Origin of the sequence: Mycobacterium sp. ELW1 (assembly GCF_008329905.1) — a bacterium.
Taxonomy (GTDB): domain Bacteria; phylum Actinomycetota; class Actinomycetes; order Mycobacteriales; family Mycobacteriaceae; genus Mycobacterium.
On the sequence record NZ_CP032155.1, the window covers coordinates 2,534,606 to 2,557,661 of the forward strand.

A 23,056-nucleotide genomic window follows, 5' to 3' on the forward strand; every position below is an offset into this window, starting at 1 on the left:
AATTGGTCACATCTGTCTGAAAACTGACGTGTGGACATGCCCTGCGGCATGGGAACATCGGCGCGTGACTCACCCCCATTCCCCGCCCGGCGAAGGCTCGCCGGATACGTCATGGCCGCAGGTCCTGGACCGGTTGACCGCCTGCCTGGAGCTCGAGCCGGGGCAGGCGGGTTGGGCGATGGACCAGATCATGAGCGGCGTCGCGACACCGGCTCAGATCGCCGCCTTCGGCGTGTCGATGAAGATGAAGCGCCCGACCGCCGCCGAAGTACGTGAATTGGCCGACACCATGCTCGGATACGCGCGCATGGTGCCCACCGACAAGATCGGCACCGACACCGTCGACATCGTCGGCACCGGCGGCGACCGCGCCAACACCGTGAACCTGTCGACGATGGCCTCGATCGTGGTCGCCGCCGCCGGCGTCCCGGTGGTCAAGCACGGCAACCGCGCGGCGTCGTCCAAGAGCGGCGGGGCCGACATGCTCGAGGCCCTCGGGGTGCGCATCGATCTCGGCCCCGACGAGGTGGCCCGCTGTGTGGCCGAGGTCGGCATCGGGTTCTGTTTCGCGCCGGTGTTCCACCCGTCGTACAAGTTCGCCGGCCCACCGCGCCGCGAGATCGGCGTGCCCACGGTCTTCAATCTCCTTGGGCCGCTGACCAATCCGGCCGCGCCGCGCGCAGGCCTGATCGGATGCGCGTTCGGCGATCTGGCCGAGGTGATGGCCGGGGTGTTCGCCGCCCGCCGCAGCAGTGTGCTGGTGGTGCACGGCGACGACGGCCTCGATGAACTGACCACCACGACCACCAGCACGATCTGGCGCGTGCAGGCAGGCACCATCGACAAGCTCACGTTCGACCCGCTCGGCTTCGGTTTCCCGCGGGCCCGGGTCGAGGAGCTGATCGGCGGGGAAGCCGACGAGAACGCCGACGAGGCGCGCAACGTGCTCGGCGGCGCGAAGGGCGCGGTCCGGGATGCGGTGATCCTCAACGCGGCGGGGGCGATGGTCGCCCACGGCGGACTATCCAGCCACGCCGAATGGCTGCCGTGCTGGGAGGACGGGCTGGCTCGCGCCGCGGAGGCGATCGACTCCGGGGCGGCCGAACAGCTCCTGGCGCGTTGGGTGCGGTTCACCCAGCAGCTCTGAGTCCAGCCGCTGCGCCTGTTCGGCGGCCAACCGCGCCGAACGCGCGGCCGAGGCCCACTGTGCCCACGGTCCGGCCGAGGCCAGCGGTGACGTCAAACCCGTTGTGGCGCTGACGATTCGCACGCCCGTACTGTTCAGCCAGCGTGTGATCAGAGCGGTTTCTTCGACGAGCGCGCCGCCCAGGGGCGCCGGCCGGGGGAGCACCACCTGCGCGCCTGCTCGCAGGGCTTCGACCACGGGCATCGGCGGAACCCGACGCGGCGCGACGCCGGCCGCGGCGAGTTGGCCATGCCGGATCACCGCCAGCTGCCAGCCGCCCGCACCATCGGGGCCTGCGGCGACGATTTCCTCGACCGCGGCCAGAGCGCGCAGCCGCTGCCCCCGCCACAGCACGTCGACGGCCGAGGCGATGTGGTCGCGCAGCCGCGCCGCGCTCTCGTAGCGGGACTTCTGCGCCAGGGCGCCGACCTGGTCGACGGCCGCACCGAGCGGGGCGTTGTCCAGACCTTCGATCAGCGCGGCCGCCAGCTGTGGAGCCGCCGCGTACTGATCGGCGGTGATGCCGCGCGGGGCGGGGCAGGGGGAGACCTCGCGCTCGGGGCAGGACGGCCCGTGCTCGGCCGCGCGGCCGATGCGGCTGGTGCAGGTGCGCACACCGGTGAACCGGGCGATCAGCTCGGCGGTATCCAGGGCGTCGGCCCGCGACCGGAACGGGCCGATCGCGCGGTCGTGCCGCGGCTCGCGCACCACCGAGAGCCGTGGGAACGCCTCGTCGGTGAGGACCACCCACCACCAGCGGTGCGGAAAGCGGGACCGGCGGTTGTACGGCGGCGCATGCGCGGCCAGCAGCCGAAGCTCACGCACCCCGGCTTCCAGCGCGTGGGCGCATTCGACATGGTCGACCGCCGTCGCCAGGGCCACCATCTCCTTCATCCGCCCGCGCGGGTCGGCGCCGTTGAAGTACTGGCCCACCCGGCGGTGAAGATCGGTCGCGGTGCCGACGTAGAGCACTTCGCGTGCCGGCCCGCGGAACAGGTACACCCCGGGCTTGCGCGGCAGGTTGCGGGCCAAAACCCGTTTGCTCCGTTGGGCATTCGAGATGTTGGGCAGATACCCGCGCAGATCGGTGTAGGTGTGCACGCCCTGATTGCCGACCCGCTCGATCAGCGCGTGCAGCACGTCGACGGTGGCGCGGGCGTCGTCGAGCGCTCGGTGGGTCGGCTTGGTGGCGGAGCCGACCAGCGCGGCCAGCGTGGACAGTCGCACGCTGGGCGCCTCCTCGCGGGTCAGCACGCGGCGGGCCAGTCGCACCGTGCACAGCACCGGCGGGCGGGGCCACGGGATGCCGCACTGCTCGGCGGCGGACTTCAGGAAGCCGATGTCGAATCCGGCGTTGTGGGCGACCAGCACGGCGCCACGGGCGAATTCGAGGAACATCGGCAGTACGGCGGCGATGGTCGGCGCGTCGTGGACCATCGCGGTGGTGATGCCGGTGAGCTGAACGATCTGCGGGGGGATGGACCGCTGCGGGTCCACGAGGGTGGCGAACTCGCCGAGCACCTCACCGCCACGGACCCGGACCGCGCCGATCTCGGTGATCGCGTCGCGGGAGCCGTCGGCCGACGCGGTGGCCCGCCCGCCGGTGGTTTCCAGGTCGACCACCACGAAGGTGGTCTCCCGCAGCGATACGTCGGCTTCCGGGTCGACGTCGGCGAAGCTCAGCTGAGCATCGATCGGTGTGGCCGCCACAGCAACTGACGGTAAGCAGCCCCACCGACAACGGCGGTGTGCCACTCCGTGGGGACGGACTTGTCGGTGGCCGGCGATAGCGTGCGGCCAACTCGATAGAAGGAGTCCCGAGATGGGAATGGAGCCAGCCGAACCAGTCGTCATCGACTGCGACGACTGTGCGGTGCGCGGCCCTGGTTGTCGCGACTGTGTGGTGAGCGTATTGCTCGGTGTCCCGGAAACTTTGCTGGAGGATGAACGGGCGGCCCTTGAGGTGCTCGCTGAGGCGGGCTTGGCGCCGAAATTGCGGTTGGTGCCGATCCACCGCACCGGCGGGCGGGGGCTGGCCAGCTAGCGCCGACGCCGCGTGCTGCTACGTTGGATGGCAGGTTGTGACTGGTGTGGTGTGGGTGGCTGAGAGTCTGCTGAATTTCCGCCCCACGTTTGGACAACGTCGATGCCATTTCGTAACCTGTTCGAGACCTAAGGCACTCGATGCATGAACGTCGACGGCACTTAAAGGACCGCAATTTTGAGCTCTGACCGCAGGTACCTGACTAAACGCGTTCTCAAACGCCCTCTAGTTGGTGGAATTGCGGGCTTCGTTGTCCTATCCGCCGTTATCTCCGGCGCCTCCCATGCCGACCCCGCCGAAGACGGTGTGGCCAAGCTGAACGAACTGTCACGACAGGCAGAACAGCTCACCGAGTCGATGCATTCCGCTCAGCTCGATCTTGACAAGAAGCTGCAGGTGGAGACGGTTGCGGAGAAGAAGCACACCGACGACCTCGCCGCAGCTGACAGCGCAAAGGCCCAGTTGGCGACCTACCAGGGTGCGGTCGACAAATTTGCTGCCGCGGTCTACATGGGCGGCCGCACCGACGGCCTGAACGCGATCCTGACCGCCGAGTCTCCGCAGGGCCTGATCGACAAGATGGCTGTCCAGCGGGTGATGGCCACCGAGATGGCCGCCCAGATGCAGAGCTACCGCCAGCTGAACGAGCAGCTGCGCCAGGCCGAGGCCGAATCCGCCAAGTCGGCCGAGGACGCCAAGACCGCCGCCGAGCAGGCCGCCGCGGTCCGCGCCGACCTGCAGCGCAAGCAGTCTCAGCTGCAGGTGCAGATCTCAGTTGTGAAGTCGCGTTACCAGACGCTCACCCCGGAGCAGCGCACCGCGCTGGCCGCTCCCGGACCGCCGCCGCCGGCCGACATCCTGGCCGCTCCCGCGCCCGAGGGCTTGCCGCCGCTCAACGATGTGCCGCCGCCCGATGCGCTCCCGCCGGCACCGGACGCCCCGCCGCCGCCGGACGCCGCCCAGGTGATCCCGATGGCCGCAGTACCGACCCCCGGCGCGGGTGGCGAACAGGGCGCAGTGGCCGTGCAGGCGGCGCTGACCCGAATCGGCGACCCCTACGTCTGGGGTGGATCGGGTCCCAACCAGTTCGACTGCTCAGGTCTGGTCATGTGGGCCTTCCAGCAGGCCGGCATCTTCCTGCCGCATTCCAGCCAGGCACTGGCCGCGGGCGGTCAGCCGGTCTCGATGGACCAGATGCAGCCCGGCGACGTCGTGAACTACTACTCCGACGCCTCGCACTCGGCGATCTACATCGGCGACGGGATGATGGTCCACGCGTCGACGTTCGGCCGGCCGGTGATGATCTCTCCGGTCAACAACGCCCCGATCTACAACGTCCGTCGCTACTGACGCACCCCGGCGGCGCGCACTCGCGGCCGTCCTGGCCGTCGTTCTCATCACCGAGCTGCTCGGTGGCTCGGCACTGGTAGCCGCCCCGGCTGCGACTCCGCCGTCGCCGCGCTCCGCCGTTCCCGCACCGTCGCCTCTGGTGGTCGGCGACGGCCGCACCGTGCGACTGATCAGCCTCGGTGGGGACCGGACCGACGGGTTGCTCACCCGCATCGCCGGCGACATCGGCGACGCCGTCGCCGCCGTCGAGAGGTTCTGGGGCACCGACTGGGATCGCGAGATCGTCGTCATCGCCACCGGCTCGCAGCAGGAGTTCCTCGCCCAGGCCGGCCTGGATCCGCGCGGCCAGTGGCAGGACATCGCCGCGGTGTCCGTTGCCGACCAGGTCGACCTCGCGCACCACCGCGCCAGCGGGCAGCGCATGGTCTTCGCCCCCGGCGCCGTCGAGATGAGTGATCAGTCGTTGCGAATCGTGTTGACCCATGAGCTGTTTCACTTGGCAGCCCGCGCCGACACCGCCCTGGATGCGCCGCGCTGGCTGGTCGAGGGGGTGGCCGACTTCGTGGCTCGCCCGCCGACGCCGCTGCCCCCGACCGCTGCCGCGGACACCGCGCTACCCGCCGACGCCGACCTCGACGCCGCCGGACCGCAGCGTGTCCACGGCTACGACCGCGCCTGGTGGTTCGCCCGGTTCGTGGCCGACACCTACGGCGTCGACGCGTTGCGCCGGCTCTACACCGAGGCGTGCGGGCCCGGCCACGGCGACTTCGCGACGGCCGTGCGCCGCGCGCTGGACACCGATACCACCGAGCTACGTGCCCGCTGGGCGCGCTGGCTGACCGGCTAGCGTGTACGGCGATGACGCGAGTCCTGCTGGTCACCAATGATTTTCCACCCCGTCGGGGCGGTATCCAGTCCTACTTGGAGCAATTCGTCGGACGGCTCGCGGACAGTGGCGAACACCAGCTCACGGTCTACGCCCCGACGTGGAAGGACGCCCAGGCCTACGACCGGGCGGCCGGCTACCGCATCGTGCGCCATCCCGGCACGCTGATGCTGCCCGAGCCCGGTGTGGACCGCCGGATGCGCGAACTGATCCGCGAGCACGACATCGGCACCGTGTGGTTCGGTGCCGCCGCCCCGCTGGCGCTGCTCGCAGGCCGGGCCCGCGGCGCCGGTGCGCGCCGGGTGGTGGCCAGTACCCACGGCCACGAGGTGGGCTGGTCGATGCTGCCCATCGCGCGTTCCGCGCTGCGCCGCATCGGCGACACCACCGACGTCGTGACATTCGTCAGTCACTACACCCGAGGCCGGTTCGCCTCGGCGTTCGGGCCCGACGCCGCACTGGAGCACCTGCCCCCCGGCGTCGATACCGAGCGCTTCCGGCCAGACCCCGGGGCCCGGGCCGACCTGCGCAGCCGCTACGGACTCGGCGAGCGGCCCACCGTGGTCTGCGTGTCGCGGCTGGTGCCGCGCAAAGGCCAGGACATGCTCATCAAGGCGCTGCCCGGCATCCGCCGCCGGGTGCCCGACGCCGCGCTGGTGATCGTCGGCAACGGGCCCTACGCCGACGACCTGCACAAGCTCGCAGCGCAGGTCGGCGTCACCGACGATGTGGTGTTCACCGGGGCGGTGCCCAGCGCCGAGCTGGCGGCCCACTACGCGATGGCTGATGTTTTCGCAATGCCTTGCCGCACAAGGGGTTCCGGGCTCGATGTGGAGGGGCTCGGCATCGTGTTCCTGGAGGCGTCGGCTGCGGGCGTGCCGGTGGTGGCCGGCGACTCCGGTGGTGCGCCCGAGACGGTCAAGGACGGCGAAACCGGTCGGGTGGTGGACGGGCGTTCGGTCGAGGAGATCACCGAGGCCGTGTCGGGCATCCTCGACGACCCCGCGCTCGGCGCGCGGCTGGGGGAGACCGGCAGGCGGTGGATCGAGACGGACTGGACCTGGACGGCGCACGCCGCACGGCTTTCCGAACTCCTGCGCGTGGCCGACCACGCCATGTGACGATGCTCAAGATGAGCAGAACCCGGGCTGCCGCGTTCGGCGCCGTCCTCGCCGCGGTGGCAAGCCTCGTCGGCCCGGTTGGCGCCGCGACGGCCGACGTCTGCCCCGACGTCGAGGTGATCTTCGCCCGCGGCACCGGTGAGCCGCCCGGCCTCGGGCGGGTGGGACAGGCCTTCGCCGACGCGCTCGCGCCGCGCCTGGACGGGCGCAGCGTGGACACCTACGCGGTGAACTACCCGGCCAGCTTCAACTTCCTCGCCGCGGCGTCCGGTGCCGACGACGCGGCCGCCCGCATCGCGGACATGGGTGCGCGCTGCCCGCGGACCACCCTGGTGCTCGGCGGGTTCTCCCAAGGGGCGGCTGCGGTGTCGATGCTGGCCGGTGTCCCGCCGGTGGGTCAGCGGATCGGCAGCATCGGTTCGGCTCCGCCGCTGCCGCCGGCCGCCGCCGGTCAGATCGCGGCCGTCGCGGTGTTCGGCAACCCGGGGGCCCGGTTCGGCTCGCCGCTGTCGAACACCGGCCAGTTCGCCGGCCGCGCCATCGACATCTGCAGCGGCGGCGACCCGATCTGCTCGCCCGGCCTCGACCGCGCCGCCCACAGCAACTACGAGCTGCCGCCGTACCCCGACCAGGCGGCCGGCTTCGTCGCCGGCCTGCTCTGAGTCGCGGCTCAGCAGATTCACGGGTGCGCTGGCTACCCTCGCGACGTGCTGGCCGGCCCGAACCTCGACCTCCGCACCGGCTCATCGCAGCCGGTGCGCGGGCGGCTGGCGTCGCTGACCGGGCTGCGCGCCCTGGCGGCGCTGCTGGTTGTCGGCACCCACGCGGCGTTCGCGACCGGCACGCTCTCGCACGGCTACCTCGGGCTGATGTGTGCGCGGATGGAGATCGGGGTGTCGATCTTCTTCGCGCTCTCCGGCTTCCTGCTGTTTCGTCCATGGGTGGCCGCGGCGGCCGCCGGCGGGGCTGCGCCCTCGACGCCGGCCTACGCGCAGCGCCGGCTGCGCCGAGTGATGCCCGCCTACGTGGTCACGGTGCTGCTCGCCTACGGCGTCTACTCCGTCTATTCGACCGGCCCCAACCCCGGCCAGAGCTGGATCGGTCTGCTCCGCCACCTCACGCTGACCCAGATCTACACCGACAACTATCTGCTGACCTCGCTGCATCAGGGCCTGTCGCAGACCTGGAGCCTGGCCGTCGAGGCGGCGTTCTATGTCGCGCTGCCGCTGCTGGCCCACCTGCTGCTGGTGGTGGTGTGCGGCGATCGGTGGCGCCCGGGGCGCCTGCTCGTCGCGCTGGCGGGCCTGGCCGCGATCAGCCCGGTGTGGCTGATCGTCCTGAACAGCACCGACTGGCTACCGAATTCGGCGGGAATGTGGCTGCCAGCGCAGCTGGCCGCGTTCGCAGGCGGGATGGCGGTGGCGGTCCTGCAGGTGATCGGGGTGCGCTGGCGGGCCGGGCTCGTCATCCCCGCCGCCGTGGCGCTGTACCTGCTGGTATCCACTCCGCCGGCCGGTGCGGTCACCAGGGCGCTGCTCTACGCCGCGATCGCGATGCTCGTCGTGGCGGCGCCGACGCTGGCCGGGGGTGGCCTGTTCGACCGGCTGCTCGCCAGCCGGCCCATGGTCTGGCTCGGTGAGATCTCCTACGAGATCTTCCTGCTGCACGTACTGGTGATGGCCGTGGTGTTCGGGGCGGTACTGGGCTGGCCGTTGTTCACCGGATCGCTGCCGGGCCTGTACCTGCTGACGCTGGGCGCCACCATCCCGCCGGCCTGGCTACTGCACCGGCTCACCGGAGTGCGGTCAGGTGCCGGGGCAGCCGGCCCACGCTGAGGCATTCCAGTCCGGATGGGCCTTCATGTTCTCCGCGCACCACTGCGCGCCGTCCTCGGTCGTGCTCTTCCACTCGTAGGCCTTCTCGTCCCGGAGGGCCTGCTGGCCCTGTGGGCTGGCTGCCGAGTTGCCGGGCTTGCCTGCCGTGGCGACGGCGGCGTTGCAGTTCAGGAACAGCAGCATGGTGTTGTTCACCTGCTGGAAGTTGCTGCCCTTGACCCAGGGTGCCTTCTGCGACCGGGTGACGATGCACTCGTCGGTGGGCAGTTCGGACCCGACGCGCCCGCCGACGACGACGGTCATGCCCGACCCGCTCAATGCGCTGGCGGCATCGCTGTAGGTCTCGCCTGCGTAGGCGTCCGCCGACGCGACTCCGCAGGAGAACACCGATGCCGTCACGGCGAACACCCCGGCCGCACTGGCAGCAACGAACTTATTTCGCATAGATCGCTCCGATCTCGTCGGCGAACTTCTCCGCCACCACATTGCGCTTGACCTTCAGCGTCGGGGTCAGTTCGCCGGTCTGCACCGTGAAGTCATCCGGCAGGATCCGGAACTTGCGAATCGATTCGGCATGGGAGACATGCTGATTCGCGTCCTTGACGGCCATCTCGACTTCGGCGATCAGATCCGGATCCGTGCGCAGGTCGCCCACCGTGGCTCCGGCGGCCTTGCCGTGCTGGGTCTTCCACCCCTCGAACGCCTCAGGGTCGATGGCGATCAGGGCACCGATGAACGGCTGATTGTCGCCGACGGCCATCGCCTGGCTGATCAGCGGATGGGCCCGCAGGGCGTCTTCGAGCACGGCGGGGGCGACGTTCTTGCCGCCCGCCGTGACGATGATCTCCTTCTTGCGGCCGGTGATCGACACGAAGCCGTCGGCGTCGATGCTGGCCAGATCCCCGGTGTGGAACCACCCGTCGACGATCGCCTCGCCGGTCGCCTTGTCGTTGCGCCAGTAGCCGTCGAACACGACGCCACCTTTGACCAGCAGCTCGCCGTCCTCGGCGAGCGCCATGCTGTTGCCCGGCACCAACTTTCCGACCGTGCCGACCTTGAGCTCACCGATGCGGTTCACCGTGATCGCCGCGCTGGTCTCGGTCAGCCCGTAGCCCTCGTAGATCGACAGCCCGGCTCCGCGGTAGAAGTGGCCGAGTCGCTTGCCCAACGGCGCGCCACCCGAGATCGCGGCATGGCAGTCCCCGCCGAGGGCGGCCCGCAGCTTGCTGTACACCAGTCGGTCGAACACGGCGTGGCCGAGCTTCAGCAGCAGGTTGGGGCCACTGCCGGCCAGGGCCTCGCTGTAGGCGATCGCGGTCTTGACGGCCAGCTCGAAAACCGCGCCCCGGCCGCTGTTGCGCGCATTCAATTCGGCTGTGTTGTAGACCTTTTCGAACACTCGCGGGACAGACACCACGATCGTCGGCTTGAAGGACTGCAGCATCGGCACCAGGTTCTTGATGTCGCTGGTGTAGCCGAGTGTCACCTTGTTGGCGAACGCTGTCATCGACAAGGCACGGGCCAGCACATGCGCCAACGGCAAAAAGACCAGCAGCCGCTCGTGCTGGCGCAGCAGCGTCGGGAAACATGTTGTGGTGCCGCGGGTTTCGAAGAGCAGGTTGGCGTGGGTGAGCTGGACGCCCTTGGGCCGGCCGGTGGTGCCCGAGGTGTAGATCAAGGTCGCCGGGTCGGCCGAACGCAGCGCCGTCAGCCGGCGCTCCAGCTCTGCCGGGTCCGCACCGGCGGCGGCCTTGGCCAGCTCGTCGAGTGCGGTGGGGCCCGAGGACTCGATCCGCCGGGCCTTGCGAAGGTCCGGCAGCTCGTCGTGAAGTTCCTTGACCATCTGCGCGTGCGCCTCGGTCTCGGTGAACACCAGCACCGCGCCGGAGTCCTGGAGGACCCAGCGGACCTGGTCTGCCGAGGACGTCTCGTAGATCGGCACCGTCACCCCGCCGACGGACAGGATCGCGTAGTCGAGGATCACCCACTCGTAGCGGGTCGCCGACAGGATCGCCACCCGGTCACCGGCCTGCACACCTTCGGCGATCAATCCCAGCGCCGCTGAGCGGATCTGGGCGGCGACCTCGGCACACGTCACGTCGGTCCAGGCGCCGTCGACCTGCCGCTGCACGATCACATAGCTCGGATCGGTGCGCTCGTGGTCGTACACCGAGCTGACGACATTGTCGTGCTCTCCGATGGTGAACGACGCCGGAACGTTGTACTCACGCATGGCAACAGCGTAGTCACCGGCAGCCGGGCACCCTGCCCGCGCACCCGATATGTGAAGCTGTTGGCATGAACAGCATCCAGGTCGCCGACGAGACGTTTGTCGCGGCAGATCCGGCGGCGGTCGGGCGCGCGGTCGCGGACCGGGCGAGCTGGCGGCGGTGGTGGCCGGACCTGCGCCTCGAGGTCGTCGAGGACCGCGCCGACAAGGGCGTGCGCTGGACGGTGACCGGCCCGCTCACCGGAACCATGGAGATCTGGCTGGAGCCGGTCCTCGACGGCGTGCTGCTGCACTATTTTCTGCACGCCGAGCCCTCCGGCGTCGCGGCCTGGCAGCTGGCCAAGATGAACCTCGCCAAGCTGACACATCAGCGCCGGGTGGCCGGTAAACGGATGGCCTTCGAGGTGAAATCCACGCTGGAGGCGTCCCGCCCGGTGGGCGTCGCACCCGGCACCTGATATCAGGTCAGACCCTCGGGCGGGAGGGTACCTTTGTGGCCGAGGGAGCGGACCCCGTCGGGTCACGCAGCGCAAGCGATGGGAATTGGCAACAGTGGCTGACAAGACGGCGCAGACCATCTACATCGACGCGGACCCCCGCACCGTGATGGATGTCATCGCCGATATCGGGTCGTACCCGCAGTGGGTCTCCGAATACAAGGAGACCGAGGTCATCGAGTCCGACGAGGCCGGTTACCCGCTGGTCGCGCGACTGGTTCTGGACGCCGCTGTTCTGAAGGACACCATGGTGCTGGCCTACGAGTGGCCGGCCGACCGCAAGTCGGTGCGCTGGTCGTTGGTTTCGAGTTCGCTGTTGCGGGCACTCGACGGCGCATACACATTGCAACCCAAAGGTTCTGGTACCGATGTCACCTACGAGCTGTCGGTGGATCTGATGATCCCGATGATCGGCCTGCTCAAGCGCAAGGCCGAGCGCAGGCTGACCGACACCGCGCTCAAGGACCTGAAGAAATGGGTCGAGGGCTGAGTGACTGATCGGGCCCGGATCAGTTTCTTCGTCGGCAAAGGCGGCGTCGGCAAGTCGACGCTGGCCTCGGCGACGGCGGTCCGGGCGGCGCTGGCCGGTCAGCGGGTGCTGGCCGTGTCCACCGATCAGGCCCACTCACTCGGCGATGTTCTCGGTGTCGTGGTCCCGCCGACCGGCGCCCGCGAACCGGTGCGCATCCTCACCGAGGAGGGCACCGACGACACCGCGGGCGGCCACCTCGACGCGCTGGCGCTGGACACCCTGGCCCTGCTCGCGGACAGATGGCGGGCCGTCGCGCCGGTGCTGGCCGCGAGATTTCCGGAGTCCGACATCAAAGATGTTGCCCCGGAAGAGCTTTCCGCCCTGCCCGGAATCCAGGAGGTGCTAGGGCTGGCCGAGGTGGCCGCACTGGCGGACTCCGGCCGGTGGGACTACCTCGTCGTCGACTGCGCCTCGACGGCCGACGCGATGCGGATGCTGACGCTGCCTGCCGCCTTCGCGATGTACGTCGAGCGGGCCTGGCCCCGGCATCGCCGGCTCAGTGCCGCCGTCGACGGGGTGCACTCCGCGGCGACCGTCGCCGTGGTCGAGGGCATCAGCGGGGCCGTCGAAGGGTTGTCCGCGCTGCTCACCGATGCCGAGCGGGTCAGCGCGCACCTGGTGCTCACCGCTGAGCGGGTGGTGGCCGCCGAGGCGGTCCGCACCCTGGGGTCGCTGGTGCTGATGGGTGTGCAGGTCGCCGAACTGATCGTGAATCAGGTTCTCGTCCAAGATGATTCGTACGAGTACCGCAATCTTCCGGACCATCCGGCATTCGGCTGGTACGCCGAGCGGATCTCCGAACAGCACTCGGTGCTCGACGAGCTCGCCACCACCATCGGCGACGTGGAACTGGTGCTGGCGCCCCACCTGGCCGGTGAGCCGATCGGCCCCAAAGCGCTCGGACAATTACTCGACAGCGTCCGGCGACGGGACGGTTCGGCACCGCCCGGGCCGCTCAAGCCGGTGGTGGACCGCGAATCGGGCTCAGGGCTCGATGCCGTCTACCGCATGCGGCTAGAGTTGCCGCAAATCGATCCGGGCACGCTGACGCTGGGCCGGGTCGACGACGACCTGATAATCGGTGCCGCGGGGATGCGGCGCCGGGTACGACTGGCGTCGGTCCTTCGGCGGTGCATCGTGACGGATGCGGCCCTCCGCGGTACCGAGCTGACCGTGCGCTTTCGACCCAATCCGGAGGTGTGGCCCGCGTGAACGGCCCGCATCCCGACCTGGGGCCCGAACTGCGCGCCCTGGCCCAGGCGATCCTCGACCGGCTCGACCCGGCCGTGCGGGCCGGTGCCGCGATGGCATCCGGTGGCGGGCAAGGCAAGTGTCAGCAGGTGTGGTGCCCGGTGTGTGCGCTGGCAGCGCTGGTCAACGGAGAACAACATCCCCTGCTGACCGTGGTCGCCGAGCACAGCGTGGCGTTGGTGACGATGATCCGGATGATCATCGCCGAGGACGGAACGAGCCCACCCGATCCGGACGGCACCACCCCAGATCGACCGGGCCCGGATCAACCGGGCCCGGATTCGCCGGAGCGCCCCGCCAGCCGCTACCAACACATTCCGGTCAGCGTCGAGGACTGACACCGGCCGCGCCCTGATGATCCGGTGAGAACAGGGTGCGACCTGTGGTCGGTGTCCGCGGACCTGGGTAGAGTTGCACGAAAGCGTGCGGTGATCGGGAGGCTCCATGTGGTACTGGCTGTTCAAGTACATCTTCATGGGGCCTTTGCTGTCTCTCTTAGGTAGGCCGAAAGTCGAAGGGCTGGAACATGTTCCAACCAACGGCCCGGCGATCCTGGCCAGCAATCACCTCGCGGTGGCCGACAGTTTCTACCTCCCGCTGGTGGTCCGGCGACGGATCACCTTCCTGGCCAAGTCCGAATACTTCACCGGGACCGGCATCAAGGGCTGGTTCACCCGGTGGTTCTACACGGTGGCCGGGCAGGTCCCGATCGACCGCACCGACGCCGACGCCGCGCAGGCGGCGCTGACCACCGCCGAGCGACTGCTGTCGCAGGGCAAGCTGATGGGGATGTATCCCGAGGGCACCCGCTCGCCGGACGGGCGGCTGTACAAGGGCAAGACCGGGCTGGCGCGTCTCGCCCTCGAGACGCAGGTCCCGGTGATTCCGGTCGCGATGATCGGAACCGACGTCGTGAACCCGCCCGGATCGAAGATGTGGCGCTTCGGCCGGGTGACGGTGCGCTTCGGCAAGCCGATGGACTTCTCCCGGTTCGACGGACTGGCGGGCAACCGCTTCATCGAGCGGGCCGTCATCGACGAGGTCATGTACGAGCTGATGGAGCTGTCCGGTCAGGAGTACGTCGACATCTACGCCGCGACGTTGAAGAACAGCGAGGAACCCGTGGACCCTAAGCAGGGTGGACCAGGTCAGCCACCGGCGCGGATCCCGGAGTCCGCCGCAGGTTAGCGACCGGTGTGATCACCGTCAGCCCCGCGACGACGATCACTGCCAAGGCCCACCAGACATAGGACATCCCGAGCAGCTGGCGCCACCACGACGCCGACTCCTCGTGATGCTGGGGCAGCAACTCCAGCGGAATCCACACCATCAACGCCACTCCGACGCCGGTCACCACGCCGAGCGCGATGTTCCGCCGCCGGTAGGCGGCCACCGCGGCCGTGATCACCGTCGGCAACGCCCAGACCCAGTGATGTGACCACGACACCGGCGAAACCATCAGGCCGAACAGGGCAACGCACATCAACGCCAGCGTCGGCTCGCCGGCGGCCAGAACCCGCCGGACCGCCCAGATGGTCAGGCCCAGGACGGCGAAGCAGGCCAGCGTCCACAGGATGAAGTGGGTGCCCTTGTCCAGGCCGAGGCGGGCCAGCGCGCCCGCGATGTTCTGGTTGGTGTTCAGCGCCGCGCTGCCGATCCGGTCGGTGTGGCGGATCGTGGTGGTCCAGTACTCCAGCGAATCGCGCCAGGCCAGCGCACAGCCCAGCAGACTGGCCGCGACGAACGTCCCGGCCGCGGTCAGCGCGGCACGACCGTCGCGGCGCAGCAGGAAATACAGCAGGAAGACCGCGGGGGTCAGCTTCAGCGCGATCGCCACCCCGAGCAGCATTCCGCGCGGCCAGGGAGTGCGGCGCGGCACGCAATCGGCGATCACCAGCGTCATCAGCACCACGTTGATCTGGCCGAACGCGAAGTTGGCGTCGATGGGTTCCAGATACATCACCGCCAGCGCCACGATGCCCGCCGACAGCCAGGCCCGGCGCATCCACGCGGGCTCCCGGGTCAGCGTCGAGGCCGGCCACACCGCCAGGCGGGTCAGCACGATCCAGGTGGAAACCAGCACCAGGACCAGCGTGATCGCGGTGATGATCACGCTCGCCGTCGACAGCGATACCCAGGCGAACGGGCTGAACACGATGGCGGCGAGCGGGGGATAGGTGAACGGCAGGCCCAGGCCGATCGTGGTGCGGAAGGTCGCATCACCGGAGTACAGGGACTGGCCGTGCAGCCACGCCTGGCCGCCCATCCGGTAGACCTCGATGTCGATCCGGTAGGGGATGTGCCCGAACAGCAGCCAGCCGGCGTAGACCAGGAGCGCGACGATCGCGACCTGCGTCATCCGCCACCCGGCGACCAACCAGGGCCGCGCCGAACTGCCCACGTCGCTACTCATCTCGCAAACCAGACTATCGGGGCGCCGCGACGCGCCGGGGGATATCCCGGCCGTGCCGGGCCCATCGGCCCGCGTCGGCGCGTATCTTCACGTCCCGTGCCCTACCACCTGCACTTCGACGTCGTCGCCCCCGGGCGCGTGCCGTTGATGTGGTGTCTGATCGCGTTCATCCTCACGTTCTTCGTGACGCGCACGATCGTCCGCTACATCCGGCACAACGCCGACAACGACGCTCCCCGCAAATGGTGGCAGCCGCGCAACATCTCCGGTCACGGCGGCCTGCACATCCACCACGCCGTCTTCGGCATCATCCTGGTGATGATTTCCGGGGTGGCGATGGTGACCATGGCCACCGAGGGTGGAACCAGTGAGTTCACCGCTGCGGCAATCGTTTTCGGTATCGGTGCGGCGCTGGTTCTCGACGAGTTCGCGCTCATCCTGCATCTCGAGGACGTCTACTGGGCCGAGGACGGCCGCGCCTCGGTGGACGCGGTGTTCGCCGCGATCGCGGTAGCCGGCCTGCTGATCATGGGATTCAACCCGCTGTCGTTCTTCGACATCGGGATCTGGCGCGCCGACGATTCCGTCGGCGCGCGCACGCTGGTCGTGGTGTTGGCCGTGCTGACGCTCGCGCTGGCCGTCGTGGTGCTGCTCAAGGGCAAGGTGTGGACGGGCCTGATCGGGATGTTCATCACGCCGCTGCTGTTCATCGGCGCGATCCGGCTGTCCCGGCCGCACGCGCCGTGGGCGCGGTGGCACTACCAGGACAAGCCCAGGAAGATGCACAAAGCCCTGGAGCGGGAACGGTACATGCGCCGCCCCGTCGTACAGGCCAAGCTGTGGTTGCAGCACATCATCGCCGGTGAGCCGAGCTTCCCGGCCGATGCCGAGGTCGACGCCGAGCTCGACAAGGAGATTCACGCCGCGCCCGCACCACCGCACCGGGCCGAGGCGAAGGGATAGGGTGCGGCCGGTGCGGTACTTCTACGACACGGAGTTCATCGACAACGGTCGGATCATCGACCTGATCTCGATCGGCGTGGTGGCCGACGACGGACGCGAGTTCTACGCGATCTCCACCGAGTTCGACCCCGACTCCGCAGGCCGGTGGGTGCGCACCAACGTGTTGCCGAAGCTGCCGAGCCCGTCGTCGAAGCTGTGGCGCTCGCGCCGTCAGATCCGGGAGGGCCTGGAGGAGTTCCTGGGTATCGACGGCGACGAGCCGATCGAGCTGTGGGCCTGGGTGGCCGCCTACGACCACGTCGCGCTGTGCCAACTGTGGGGGCCGATGACCAGCCTGCCGCCGCAGATCCCGCGGTTCACCCGCGAGCTGCGCCAGTTCTGGGAGGATCGCGGCAGCCCCCGGATGCCGCCGCGACCGCAGGACACCCACGACGCTCTGGTCGACGCCCGCCACAACCGTCGCCGGTATGTCCTGATGACCACCGGCGTCGACCTGGGTGTGACGCCGGTCAGCCGGTAAAAGGGGATGCGCGGCCCGGTTACCATGGACGGGTGAACTGGACCGTTGACGTACCGATCGAGCAGCTGCCGTCGCTCCCGCCGCTCCCGGCTGACCTGCGCGGACGGCTCGATGCGGCGCTGACGAAGCCGGCGCTGCAGCAGCCCAGCTGGGATCCCGAGCAGGCCGCCGCCATGCGCACCGTCCTGGAGAGCGTGCCACCGGTCACGGTGCCGTCGGAGATCGAGAAGCTGAAGTCGCAGCTGGCCGATGTGGCCCTCGGCAAGGCATTTCTGCTGCAGGGCGGCGACTGCGCCGAGACCTTCGTCGACAACACCGAGCCGCACATCCGCGCCAACATCCGCACCTTGCTGCAGATGGCCGTCGTGCTCACCTACGGCGCGAGCATGCCGGTGGTGAAGGTGGCCCGCATCGCCGGCCAGTACGCCAAGCCGCGCTCCTCGGACACCGACGCGCTGGGGCTGAAGTCCTACCGCGGTGACATGGTCAACGGTTTCGCCCCCGACGCCGCCGTGCGCCAACACGATCCGTCGCGGTTGGTCCGCGCCTACGCCAATGCGAGCGCCGCGATGAACCTGGTGCGGGCGCTGACGTCGTCGGGATTGGCGTCGCTGCACGCGGTGCACGACTGGAACCGGGAGTTCGTCCGGACCTCACCGGCGGGTGCCCGCTACGAGACGCTGGCCGGTGAGATCGATCGCGGCCTGCGCTTCATGACGGCCTGCGGTGTCAATGACCGCAACCTGGACACCGCCGAGATCTACGCCAGCCATGAGGCGCTGGTGCTGGACTACGAGCGCGCGATGCTGCGGATGGACGCCGAGGCAGCTGGCGGACCCAAGCTCTACGACCTGTCGGCGCACTACGTCTGGATCGGGGAGCGCACCCGCCAGCTCGACGGCGCCCACGTGGCCTTCGCCGAGGTGATCGCGAACCCGATCGGCGTCAAGATCGGCCCGACCACCTCACCGGAACTGGCGGTGGAGTACGTCGAGCGGCTCGACCCGAACAACGAGCCCGGCCGGCTCACGCTGGTCAGCCGGATGGGTAACGGCAAGGTGCGCGACGTGCTGCCCGCGATCATCGAGAAGGTGCAGGCGTCGGGCCATCACGTCATCTGGCAGTGCGACCCCATGCACGGCAACACCCACGAGTCCTCGACCGGCTACAAGACCCGCCACTTCGACCGCATCGTCGACGAGGTCCAGGGCTTCTTCGAGGTGCATCGCGCGCTGGGCACCCATCCCGGCGGCATCCACGTCGAGATCACCGGCGAGAACGTCACCGAATGCCTCGGTGGCGCGCAGGACATCTCGGACTCGGACCTGGCCGGGCGCTACGAGACGGCGTGCGATCCGCGACTGAACACCCAGCAGTCACTGGAGCTGGCGTTCCTGGTCGCGGAGATGCTGCGCGACTAGTTCGACCGGTCGGCCGCGGTACGCGATGTACTTGTCCGGTCTGATGACGAACGTGCTTGCAGCGGTGACGCCGTACTGACGGTGCGCCGATCGGGTACTGACCACCTGGGCTTTCACCAGTCCGGGGTGGTCCTGTTCGAGTTGCTCTGCCAGCCTTCGCAATTCGGCCTCGGGTCGGGCTTCGGCGTCGAGCCCGGTGAACAGCAGCACGGTGTGATGCGTGCCGCGGAACACGTCGTAGAGGCGTCGTGAGCGACCGTCGATCAGCACGTCGGCCTCACGGGCCCGGTCGCCGGGTGCGGGGGCACTGTGCCACCCCGAGCCGTCTTCGGCATTCAGTGGGCTGTCCGGGTAGTGGACGCGCAGCTGCGCCAGCAGGCCGATGAAGCGCCTGCGCACCCAGTCTCGGCTGAGCACTCGGCCGGCCAGCGCGGGTGCCACCCGGCCGCGGGCCAAGCGCGCCAACGGATTCTGTCCGCCGAAGACGGCGAACAACCGGTCGGTGGTCTTGAGCAGTTGGACACCGACCGGACGGCGCTCGGCGTCGTAGCTGTCCACCAGTGACTCGTCGGCGAGCCCGCGCAGTACGAGCGCGAGCTTCCAGCCGAGGTTGTAGGCATCTTGGATGCCGGTGTTCATCCCCTGCGCACCGGCCGGGCTGTGCACGTGGGCGGCGTCGCCGGCAAGGAGGATGCGGCCGTCGCGATAGCGCGGCACCGTGCGGCTGTGCACCCGGTAGCGGGTGACCCAGAACTCCTTGACCACGGTGGCGGGGAACGGAACTCGCTCGTCGACCATGGCCTGGAATTCGTCATGCGTCGGCTCGCTGTAGTCGGCACCGGGTCCGTCCACCGGCGGGAAGTTTCCGAAGATCCGATAGCGATTGGTGCCCGGCATCGAGAAGGCTGCGAAAATGCCTGCCGGACTGGGGAATCCGTAGAGTCCGCCGTGGGGCAGCTTCCAGTCGAGTTCGGCGTCGGCCATGATGAACTCGTCGCGGTAGGTGTCACCGGCGAACGGGATGCCGCTGGCTTTGCGCACCGCGCTGTGCGCGCCGTCGCAGCCGACGATCCACTGGCACCGCACCGATTCGGTGGAGCCGTCCTCGTGTCGCAAGGAGGCCGTCACCGAGTCGGCCGCCTGGTGCAGGTCGGTGAGCGCGACGCCGCGGTCGATCTCGATGCCCTGGGTGGACAACAGGTCGGTGAGGATCCGTTCGGTGTCGTGCTGGGACAGCGTGCGGGGCTCGGGGTACGCGGTGTGGTTCTCCTGCCCGGTCAGCTGACCGGCGAAGTCGAGATCGACTGTGCTGTCCGCGAACGTGACGGTCAGCCGCGAGGCGGCGGTGCCTGCCGCGACGGCCTGCTCGGCCACGCCGAGGTCGTCGAAGATCTCCAGCGTCCTGGGCTGGACCACGAGCGCGCGGGAGGTGGTCGCCGGCGCGGGCGCCCGATCGATGATCCGCGACGTGACGCCGTGGCGTGCCAGTTCGTTGGCCAGCAGCAGCCCGGTCGGACCGGCGCCGACGATCAGGACGTCGAGATCGGGTGCGGGCATGTCCACCACCTCCACAATTCATCATCGGATGAATTGAGTATCACTACGTATGTAGTAGTTGTCAAGGGCGGGCTGGGCCCAGGTGCACCGGGTGTGGGTGGCTCTAGATCAGCGAGGTGAGATTGGTGCCGAGGGTCCAGCCGGCCGCGGCCACACCGCCGGTCAGCAGCAGCACGATCAGAGTCCAGAACATCAGCGCCCGCCGTGCGCGCTGCCGTTCCCAGATGAATTCACCGATGTCGATACCGGCGAATTGGCTTGCCAGTTCCGGAGTCTCGTCGTCCTCGGCGATCGGCTGCCAGTCCTGCGGGTCGCGAATGAGCTGACGGGTGGGATTCTTCACGGCCTGCGGCGGCGGCACGGCCATCGGCTGCGCGGGCACCGGCTGCGGGGCTGGGTGGAAGTCGACGGTGGGCCGGCTGTGAAAAGCGGTGGCCGCGGCGTGCTGAGCGGAGTTCTTCGGTGCAGGCACCCGGAACTTCGGCAGCGCCAACTCCACGGCGATGGCGTCCAGATCCTCGGCCATCTCCGCGGCGTCGGCGAACCGGGCCTCGGGGTTGCGAGCTGTTGCGCGCGCGATGAACTCGTCGAATTGGGGCGGTACCCCGCTGATCGCCGCACTGGGCGGCGGGACGTCGTGATCCATCCGCTGGTATGCCACCGTCAGCGGATTGTCACCGGTGAACGGCGTTGCCCCGGTGATCAATTCGTAGGCCAGCACACCGACGGCATAGACATCGCTGCGCGCGTCGGCGGCCCCGGTGCTGACCTGCTCGGGGGACAGGTAGGCCGCCGTGCCCAGAATCACGCTGGTCGAGGTGATCCCGGCTTCGGCAACCGCGCGAACCAACCCGAAGTCGACCAGCTTGACCTCACCGTCGTCAGAGATCAGCACGTTCTCGGGTTTGACGTCGCGGTGCACCAGCCCGGCGCGATGTGCGGTGGCCAGTCCGCCGAGCACCGGACGCAGCACCGCCGCCGCCGCGTGCGGGGGCATCGGTCCGCGCTCGCGCAGTAACTCGCGCAGCGTGCCGCCCTCGATCAGCTCCATCACCAGGAACGGGTGACTGCCGTCCAGACCCTGGTCGTAGACCGCGACCAAGCCGGGGTCCTTCAGCCGGGCGACCGCGCGGGCTTCCCGCTGGAAGCGGGTGAGGAACTGGCTGTCTCCTGCGTAGCGTGCGTCCATCACCTTCAGCGCGACCGGCCGGTCCAGGCGCACATCGAGACCGCGGTACACGGTGGACATGCCGCCGGTGGCGATCTTGGCGTCGACGCGGTACCGGTCTTCCAGCAACACGCCGTTGAGGGGGTCCGACGTCACCGACACATGGTATGCCGCGGCCGAACAGTTCTAGACTGGGCCGGTGAGCAGCATTCCTGCCGGCGAAGATGTGCTGGATCCCGACGAGCCCGTCTACGATCTGCCGGCGGTCGCCGAGATATTGCACATCCCGGTGACCAAGGTGCACCAGCAGTTACGCGAAGGCCATCTGGTCGCGGTGAAACGCGGCGGGGTCCCGATGATCCCGAAGGCCTTCCTCAACGACGAGGGCGAGGTGGTGAAGAGCCTGCCCGGCCTGCTGGCGGTGCTGCGCGACGGCGGCTACCGCGACACCGAGATCCTGCGCTGGCTGTTCACCGCCGACCCGTCACTGACTATCACCCGCGATGGGTCGCGCGAACCGGTCAGCAACGCTCGCCCGGTTGATGCACTGCACGCCCATCAGGCTCGTGAGGTGGTTCGGCGCGCCCAGGCGATGGCGTACTGACCTTCAGCGAATACCAGGCTGCCAGCGCGCATGCGGTGGCCAGCAGCACATGGATCCACGAGTACATCCCGTGTGAGCCGTCCGGTTTGAAGATCACCATGATCCACGTCGAGAACCCGGCGATCAGCGCGATCGCGGCGCGGGACTGCGCCAATGCCGACAGCACCGCCAGCGGCCAGGTGTAGTACCACGGCAGCGCGGCGGGGACGAAGAGCACGACCACCAGCATCGCCCAAGCGATGCCGGTCAGCGCTTCGCGGTCGTCGTGCCGAAACCGCCACCACAGCAAGGGAAGTGACACCGCGATGATCGCGATGCCGACGATCCGGGTGACGTCGAGCACGGCGTAGAAGTTGACCGGTATGACCAGCCCGCCGATCGCGTTGGTGAGGTTCGCGACGGCCGTCGGGATGGTCAGCCAGTTGATGATCTTCACCGATCCGGCCAGCGCGGTCAGCCAGCCCAGACCCACCCCCGCGACCCAGGACAGCACGGCGAACACCACGACGAAGATCGCCACCGACGCCGCCGACGCCGTTGCGAAAGCTCTTGGCGCGCTGTACTTATTCCGGTCCCGCAGATGCCGCATCCACACCCACACCATGAACGGCAGCGCCAGCACCGCGGTGGCCTTGACCGCGACGGCGATCGCGATCAGCGCCGCCCCGGCGGCGTGATGGCGGGCGAACGTCAGCGCGATGCCGGCCATCATCAGGCCGACCATCAGCATCTCGTTGTGCACACCGCCCATCAGGTGAATGATCACCAGCGGGTTGAGCGCGCAAATCCACAGTGCCACCGCACCGTTCGCGCCGATGTGACGGGCCACCCGGGGCGCCGCCCAGATCAGCATCGCCAAGCCGGGCAGCATGCACAGCCGCAGCAGCATGGTGCCGGCCACCACATGGTCGCCGACCAGGGTGGTGACGAACCGGGCAACCAGGATGAATGCCGGGCCGTAGGGCGCGGTGGTGGTGGTCCAGATCGGACTCACGTTGTCCAGCAACGAGTTCTGGTTCACCACCGGCCCGACGGCATACGGGTCGAGGCCGTCGCGAAGCAGCGCGCCCTGCGCCAGATAGGAATAGGTGTCGCGGCTGAACAGCGGAACGCTCAGCAGCAGGGGAGCCAGCCAGAACCCGGCGGTCGCGATCATCGAAAACTCGCTGACCTCTGAGTCCGGGGACATGACCCGCCGGCCCACCCACAGCCAGGCCACCAGCATCAGGACCACGCCGACCCACAGCAGCACCGACGACACCACCAGGCCGTGGCCGAATCGCAACCACGACAGGTGCATCGACTCCAGCAGTGGGTCGTGCTGGCGGGTGCTGCCCGCGCCGAGCCCGCCGAGGGTGAGCAGAATCGCGCCGAGAAAACCCAGCAGGGCCGGGCGGCCCTCGTCGGCGGCGGTGAATGCCGCCAGGCGTGCAAAGCCGGCCCGGCTGGTCGGTGTGGTGGGTGTGGTGGCGGACATG

22 protein-coding genes and 1 pseudogene are annotated in these 23,056 nt (G+C 69.0%); 16 read left to right on the plus strand and 7 right to left on the minus strand.

Features of this window, described 5'->3' with window-relative positions; genetic code table 11:
• Positions 1-64: 64 nt before the first annotated feature.
• Positions 65-1,147, plus strand: coding sequence for an anthranilate phosphoribosyltransferase (gene trpD, locus D3H54_RS31765; RefSeq protein WP_286199213.1), 1,083 nt, complete (start codon positions 65-67; stop codon positions 1,145-1,147).
• On the opposite strand, the pseudogene D3H54_RS11775 reads toward trpD, so the two are convergent.
• Positions 1,085-3,040 (minus strand): annotated as a pseudogene (locus D3H54_RS11775) (DEDD exonuclease domain-containing protein); the annotation flags it as partial. The gene trpD and the pseudogene D3H54_RS11775 sit on opposite strands and share 63 nt — an antisense overlap.
• Between D3H54_RS11775 and D3H54_RS11780 the strand changes: the two are divergent.
• The 6 genes from D3H54_RS11780 to D3H54_RS11805 all read left to right on the plus strand — a co-directional run bounded on the left by D3H54_RS11780 (position 3,009) and on the right by D3H54_RS11805 (position 8,422).
• Positions 3,009-3,230, plus strand: a complete 222-nt coding sequence (locus D3H54_RS11780; RefSeq protein ID WP_102805459.1) for a hypothetical protein — start codon at positions 3,009-3,011, stop codon at positions 3,228-3,230. The pseudogene D3H54_RS11775 and the gene D3H54_RS11780 overlap by 32 nt on opposite strands.
• A 177-nt stretch (positions 3,231-3,407) precedes the next feature.
• Positions 3,408-4,580 carry a peptidoglycan hydrolase RipC gene (gene ripC, locus D3H54_RS11785; protein WP_149379191.1) on the plus strand — a complete coding sequence of 391 codons (1,173 nt, stop codon included), beginning with the start codon at positions 3,408-3,410 and terminating at the stop codon, positions 4,578-4,580.
• 31 nt (positions 4,581-4,611) lie between these two features.
• Complete coding sequence (locus D3H54_RS11790; protein ID WP_149379192.1) at positions 4,612-5,427, plus strand: hypothetical protein; 816 nt, start codon at positions 4,612-4,614, stop codon at positions 5,425-5,427.
• An 11-nt stretch (positions 5,428-5,438) separates the two neighbouring features.
• The gene (locus D3H54_RS11795; protein ID WP_149379193.1) at positions 5,439-6,587 is read left to right on the plus strand and encodes a glycosyltransferase family 4 protein; all 1,149 of its coding nucleotides are present in this window, start codon (positions 5,439-5,441) and stop codon (positions 6,585-6,587) included.
• Positions 6,588-6,598: 11 nt separating this feature from the next.
• Positions 6,599-7,249, plus strand: a complete 651-nt coding sequence (locus D3H54_RS11800) for a cutinase family protein (protein ID WP_286199214.1) — start codon at positions 6,599-6,601, stop codon at positions 7,247-7,249.
• Between the two features lie 45 nt (positions 7,250-7,294).
• Complete coding sequence (locus D3H54_RS11805; RefSeq protein WP_149379195.1) at positions 7,295-8,422, plus strand: acyltransferase family protein; 1,128 nt, start codon at positions 7,295-7,297, stop codon at positions 8,420-8,422.
• On the opposite strand, the gene D3H54_RS11810 is transcribed toward D3H54_RS11805, so the two are convergent.
• Positions 8,393-8,866, minus strand: coding sequence for a hypothetical protein (locus tag D3H54_RS11810; protein ID WP_210419679.1), 474 nt, complete (start codon positions 8,864-8,866; stop codon positions 8,393-8,395). The two genes, D3H54_RS11805 and D3H54_RS11810, sit on opposite strands and share 30 nt — an antisense overlap.
• On the minus strand, positions 8,856-10,655 hold the full coding sequence (locus D3H54_RS11815; RefSeq protein WP_149379196.1) for an AMP-dependent synthetase/ligase: 1,800 nt from the start codon (positions 10,653-10,655) through the stop codon (positions 8,856-8,858). The genes D3H54_RS11810 and D3H54_RS11815 overlap by 11 nt, the downstream gene beginning before the upstream one ends.
• 65 nt (positions 10,656-10,720) lie before the next feature.
• Here D3H54_RS11815 and D3H54_RS11820 point away from each other — a divergent pair, with 65 nt between their 5' ends.
• From D3H54_RS11820 to D3H54_RS11840, 5 genes are all read left to right on the plus strand, one after another.
• A complete protein-coding gene (locus tag D3H54_RS11820) occupies positions 10,721-11,110 on the plus strand; it encodes a polyketide cyclase / dehydrase and lipid transport (RefSeq protein ID WP_115320507.1) in 390 nt (129 codons plus the stop codon).
• A 94-nt stretch (positions 11,111-11,204) separates the two neighbouring features.
• Complete coding sequence (locus D3H54_RS11825) at positions 11,205-11,639, plus strand: SRPBCC family protein (protein WP_149379197.1); 435 nt, start codon at positions 11,205-11,207, stop codon at positions 11,637-11,639.
• The gene (locus tag D3H54_RS11830) at positions 11,640-12,893 is read left to right on the plus strand and encodes an ArsA family ATPase (RefSeq protein ID WP_149379198.1); all 1,254 of its coding nucleotides are present in this window, start codon (positions 11,640-11,642) and stop codon (positions 12,891-12,893) included.
• Entirely contained in the window at positions 12,890-13,270 is a 381-nt protein-coding gene (locus tag D3H54_RS11835; protein WP_149379199.1) for a hypothetical protein, read from the plus strand. The genes D3H54_RS11830 and D3H54_RS11835 overlap by 4 nt, the downstream gene beginning before the upstream one ends.
• A gap of 106 nt (positions 13,271-13,376) precedes the next feature.
• Positions 13,377-14,120, plus strand: coding sequence for a lysophospholipid acyltransferase family protein (locus tag D3H54_RS11840; RefSeq protein ID WP_149379200.1), 744 nt, complete (start codon positions 13,377-13,379; stop codon positions 14,118-14,120).
• Here the strand turns inward: D3H54_RS11840 and D3H54_RS11845 are convergent.
• Positions 14,062-15,345: a glycosyltransferase 87 family protein gene (locus D3H54_RS11845; protein ID WP_149379201.1), complete on the minus strand. Its 1,284-nt coding sequence runs from the start codon at positions 15,343-15,345 to the stop codon at positions 14,062-14,064. The genes D3H54_RS11840 and D3H54_RS11845 overlap by 59 nt on opposite strands.
• Positions 15,346-15,492: 147 nt before the next feature.
• Here D3H54_RS11845 and D3H54_RS11850 point away from each other — a divergent pair, with 147 nt between their 5' ends.
• Genes D3H54_RS11850 through D3H54_RS11860 form a run of 3 tightly spaced genes read left to right on the plus strand, consistent with a single transcriptional unit; the run spans position 15,493 to position 18,249 of the window.
• A complete protein-coding gene (locus D3H54_RS11850) occupies positions 15,493-16,308 on the plus strand; it encodes a hypothetical protein (protein ID WP_210419728.1) in 816 nt (271 codons plus the stop codon).
• Between the two features lie 10 nt (positions 16,309-16,318).
• On the plus strand, positions 16,319-16,828 hold the full coding sequence (locus tag D3H54_RS11855; protein WP_149379203.1) for a polyadenylate-specific 3'-exoribonuclease AS: 510 nt from the start codon (positions 16,319-16,321) through the stop codon (positions 16,826-16,828).
• 32 nt (positions 16,829-16,860) lie between these two features.
• Positions 16,861-18,249, plus strand: coding sequence for a class II 3-deoxy-7-phosphoheptulonate synthase (locus D3H54_RS11860; RefSeq protein ID WP_149379204.1), 1,389 nt, complete (start codon positions 16,861-16,863; stop codon positions 18,247-18,249).
• Here the strand turns inward: D3H54_RS11860 and D3H54_RS11865 are convergent.
• Positions 18,205-19,806: an FAD-dependent monooxygenase gene (locus tag D3H54_RS11865; RefSeq protein ID WP_149379205.1), complete on the minus strand. Its 1,602-nt coding sequence runs from the start codon at positions 19,804-19,806 to the stop codon at positions 18,205-18,207. The genes D3H54_RS11860 and D3H54_RS11865 overlap by 45 nt on opposite strands.
• A 103-nt stretch (positions 19,807-19,909) precedes the next feature.
• Positions 19,910-21,136 carry a protein kinase domain-containing protein gene (locus D3H54_RS11870; RefSeq protein WP_149379206.1) on the minus strand — a complete coding sequence of 409 codons (1,227 nt, stop codon included), beginning with the start codon at positions 21,134-21,136 and terminating at the stop codon, positions 19,910-19,912.
• Positions 21,137-21,173: 37 nt separating this feature from the next.
• On the opposite strand from D3H54_RS11870, the gene D3H54_RS11875 reads away from it, so the two are divergent.
• The gene (locus tag D3H54_RS11875; RefSeq protein WP_149379207.1) at positions 21,174-21,578 is read left to right on the plus strand and encodes an Rv2175c family DNA-binding protein; all 405 of its coding nucleotides are present in this window, start codon (positions 21,174-21,176) and stop codon (positions 21,576-21,578) included.
• Here D3H54_RS11875 and D3H54_RS11880 read toward each other — a convergent pair.
• A complete protein-coding gene (locus tag D3H54_RS11880; RefSeq protein ID WP_149379208.1) occupies positions 21,496-23,055 on the minus strand; it encodes an alpha-(1->6)-mannopyranosyltransferase A in 1,560 nt (519 codons plus the stop codon). The genes D3H54_RS11875 and D3H54_RS11880 overlap by 83 nt on opposite strands.
• Position 23,056: the final 1 nt, after the last annotated feature.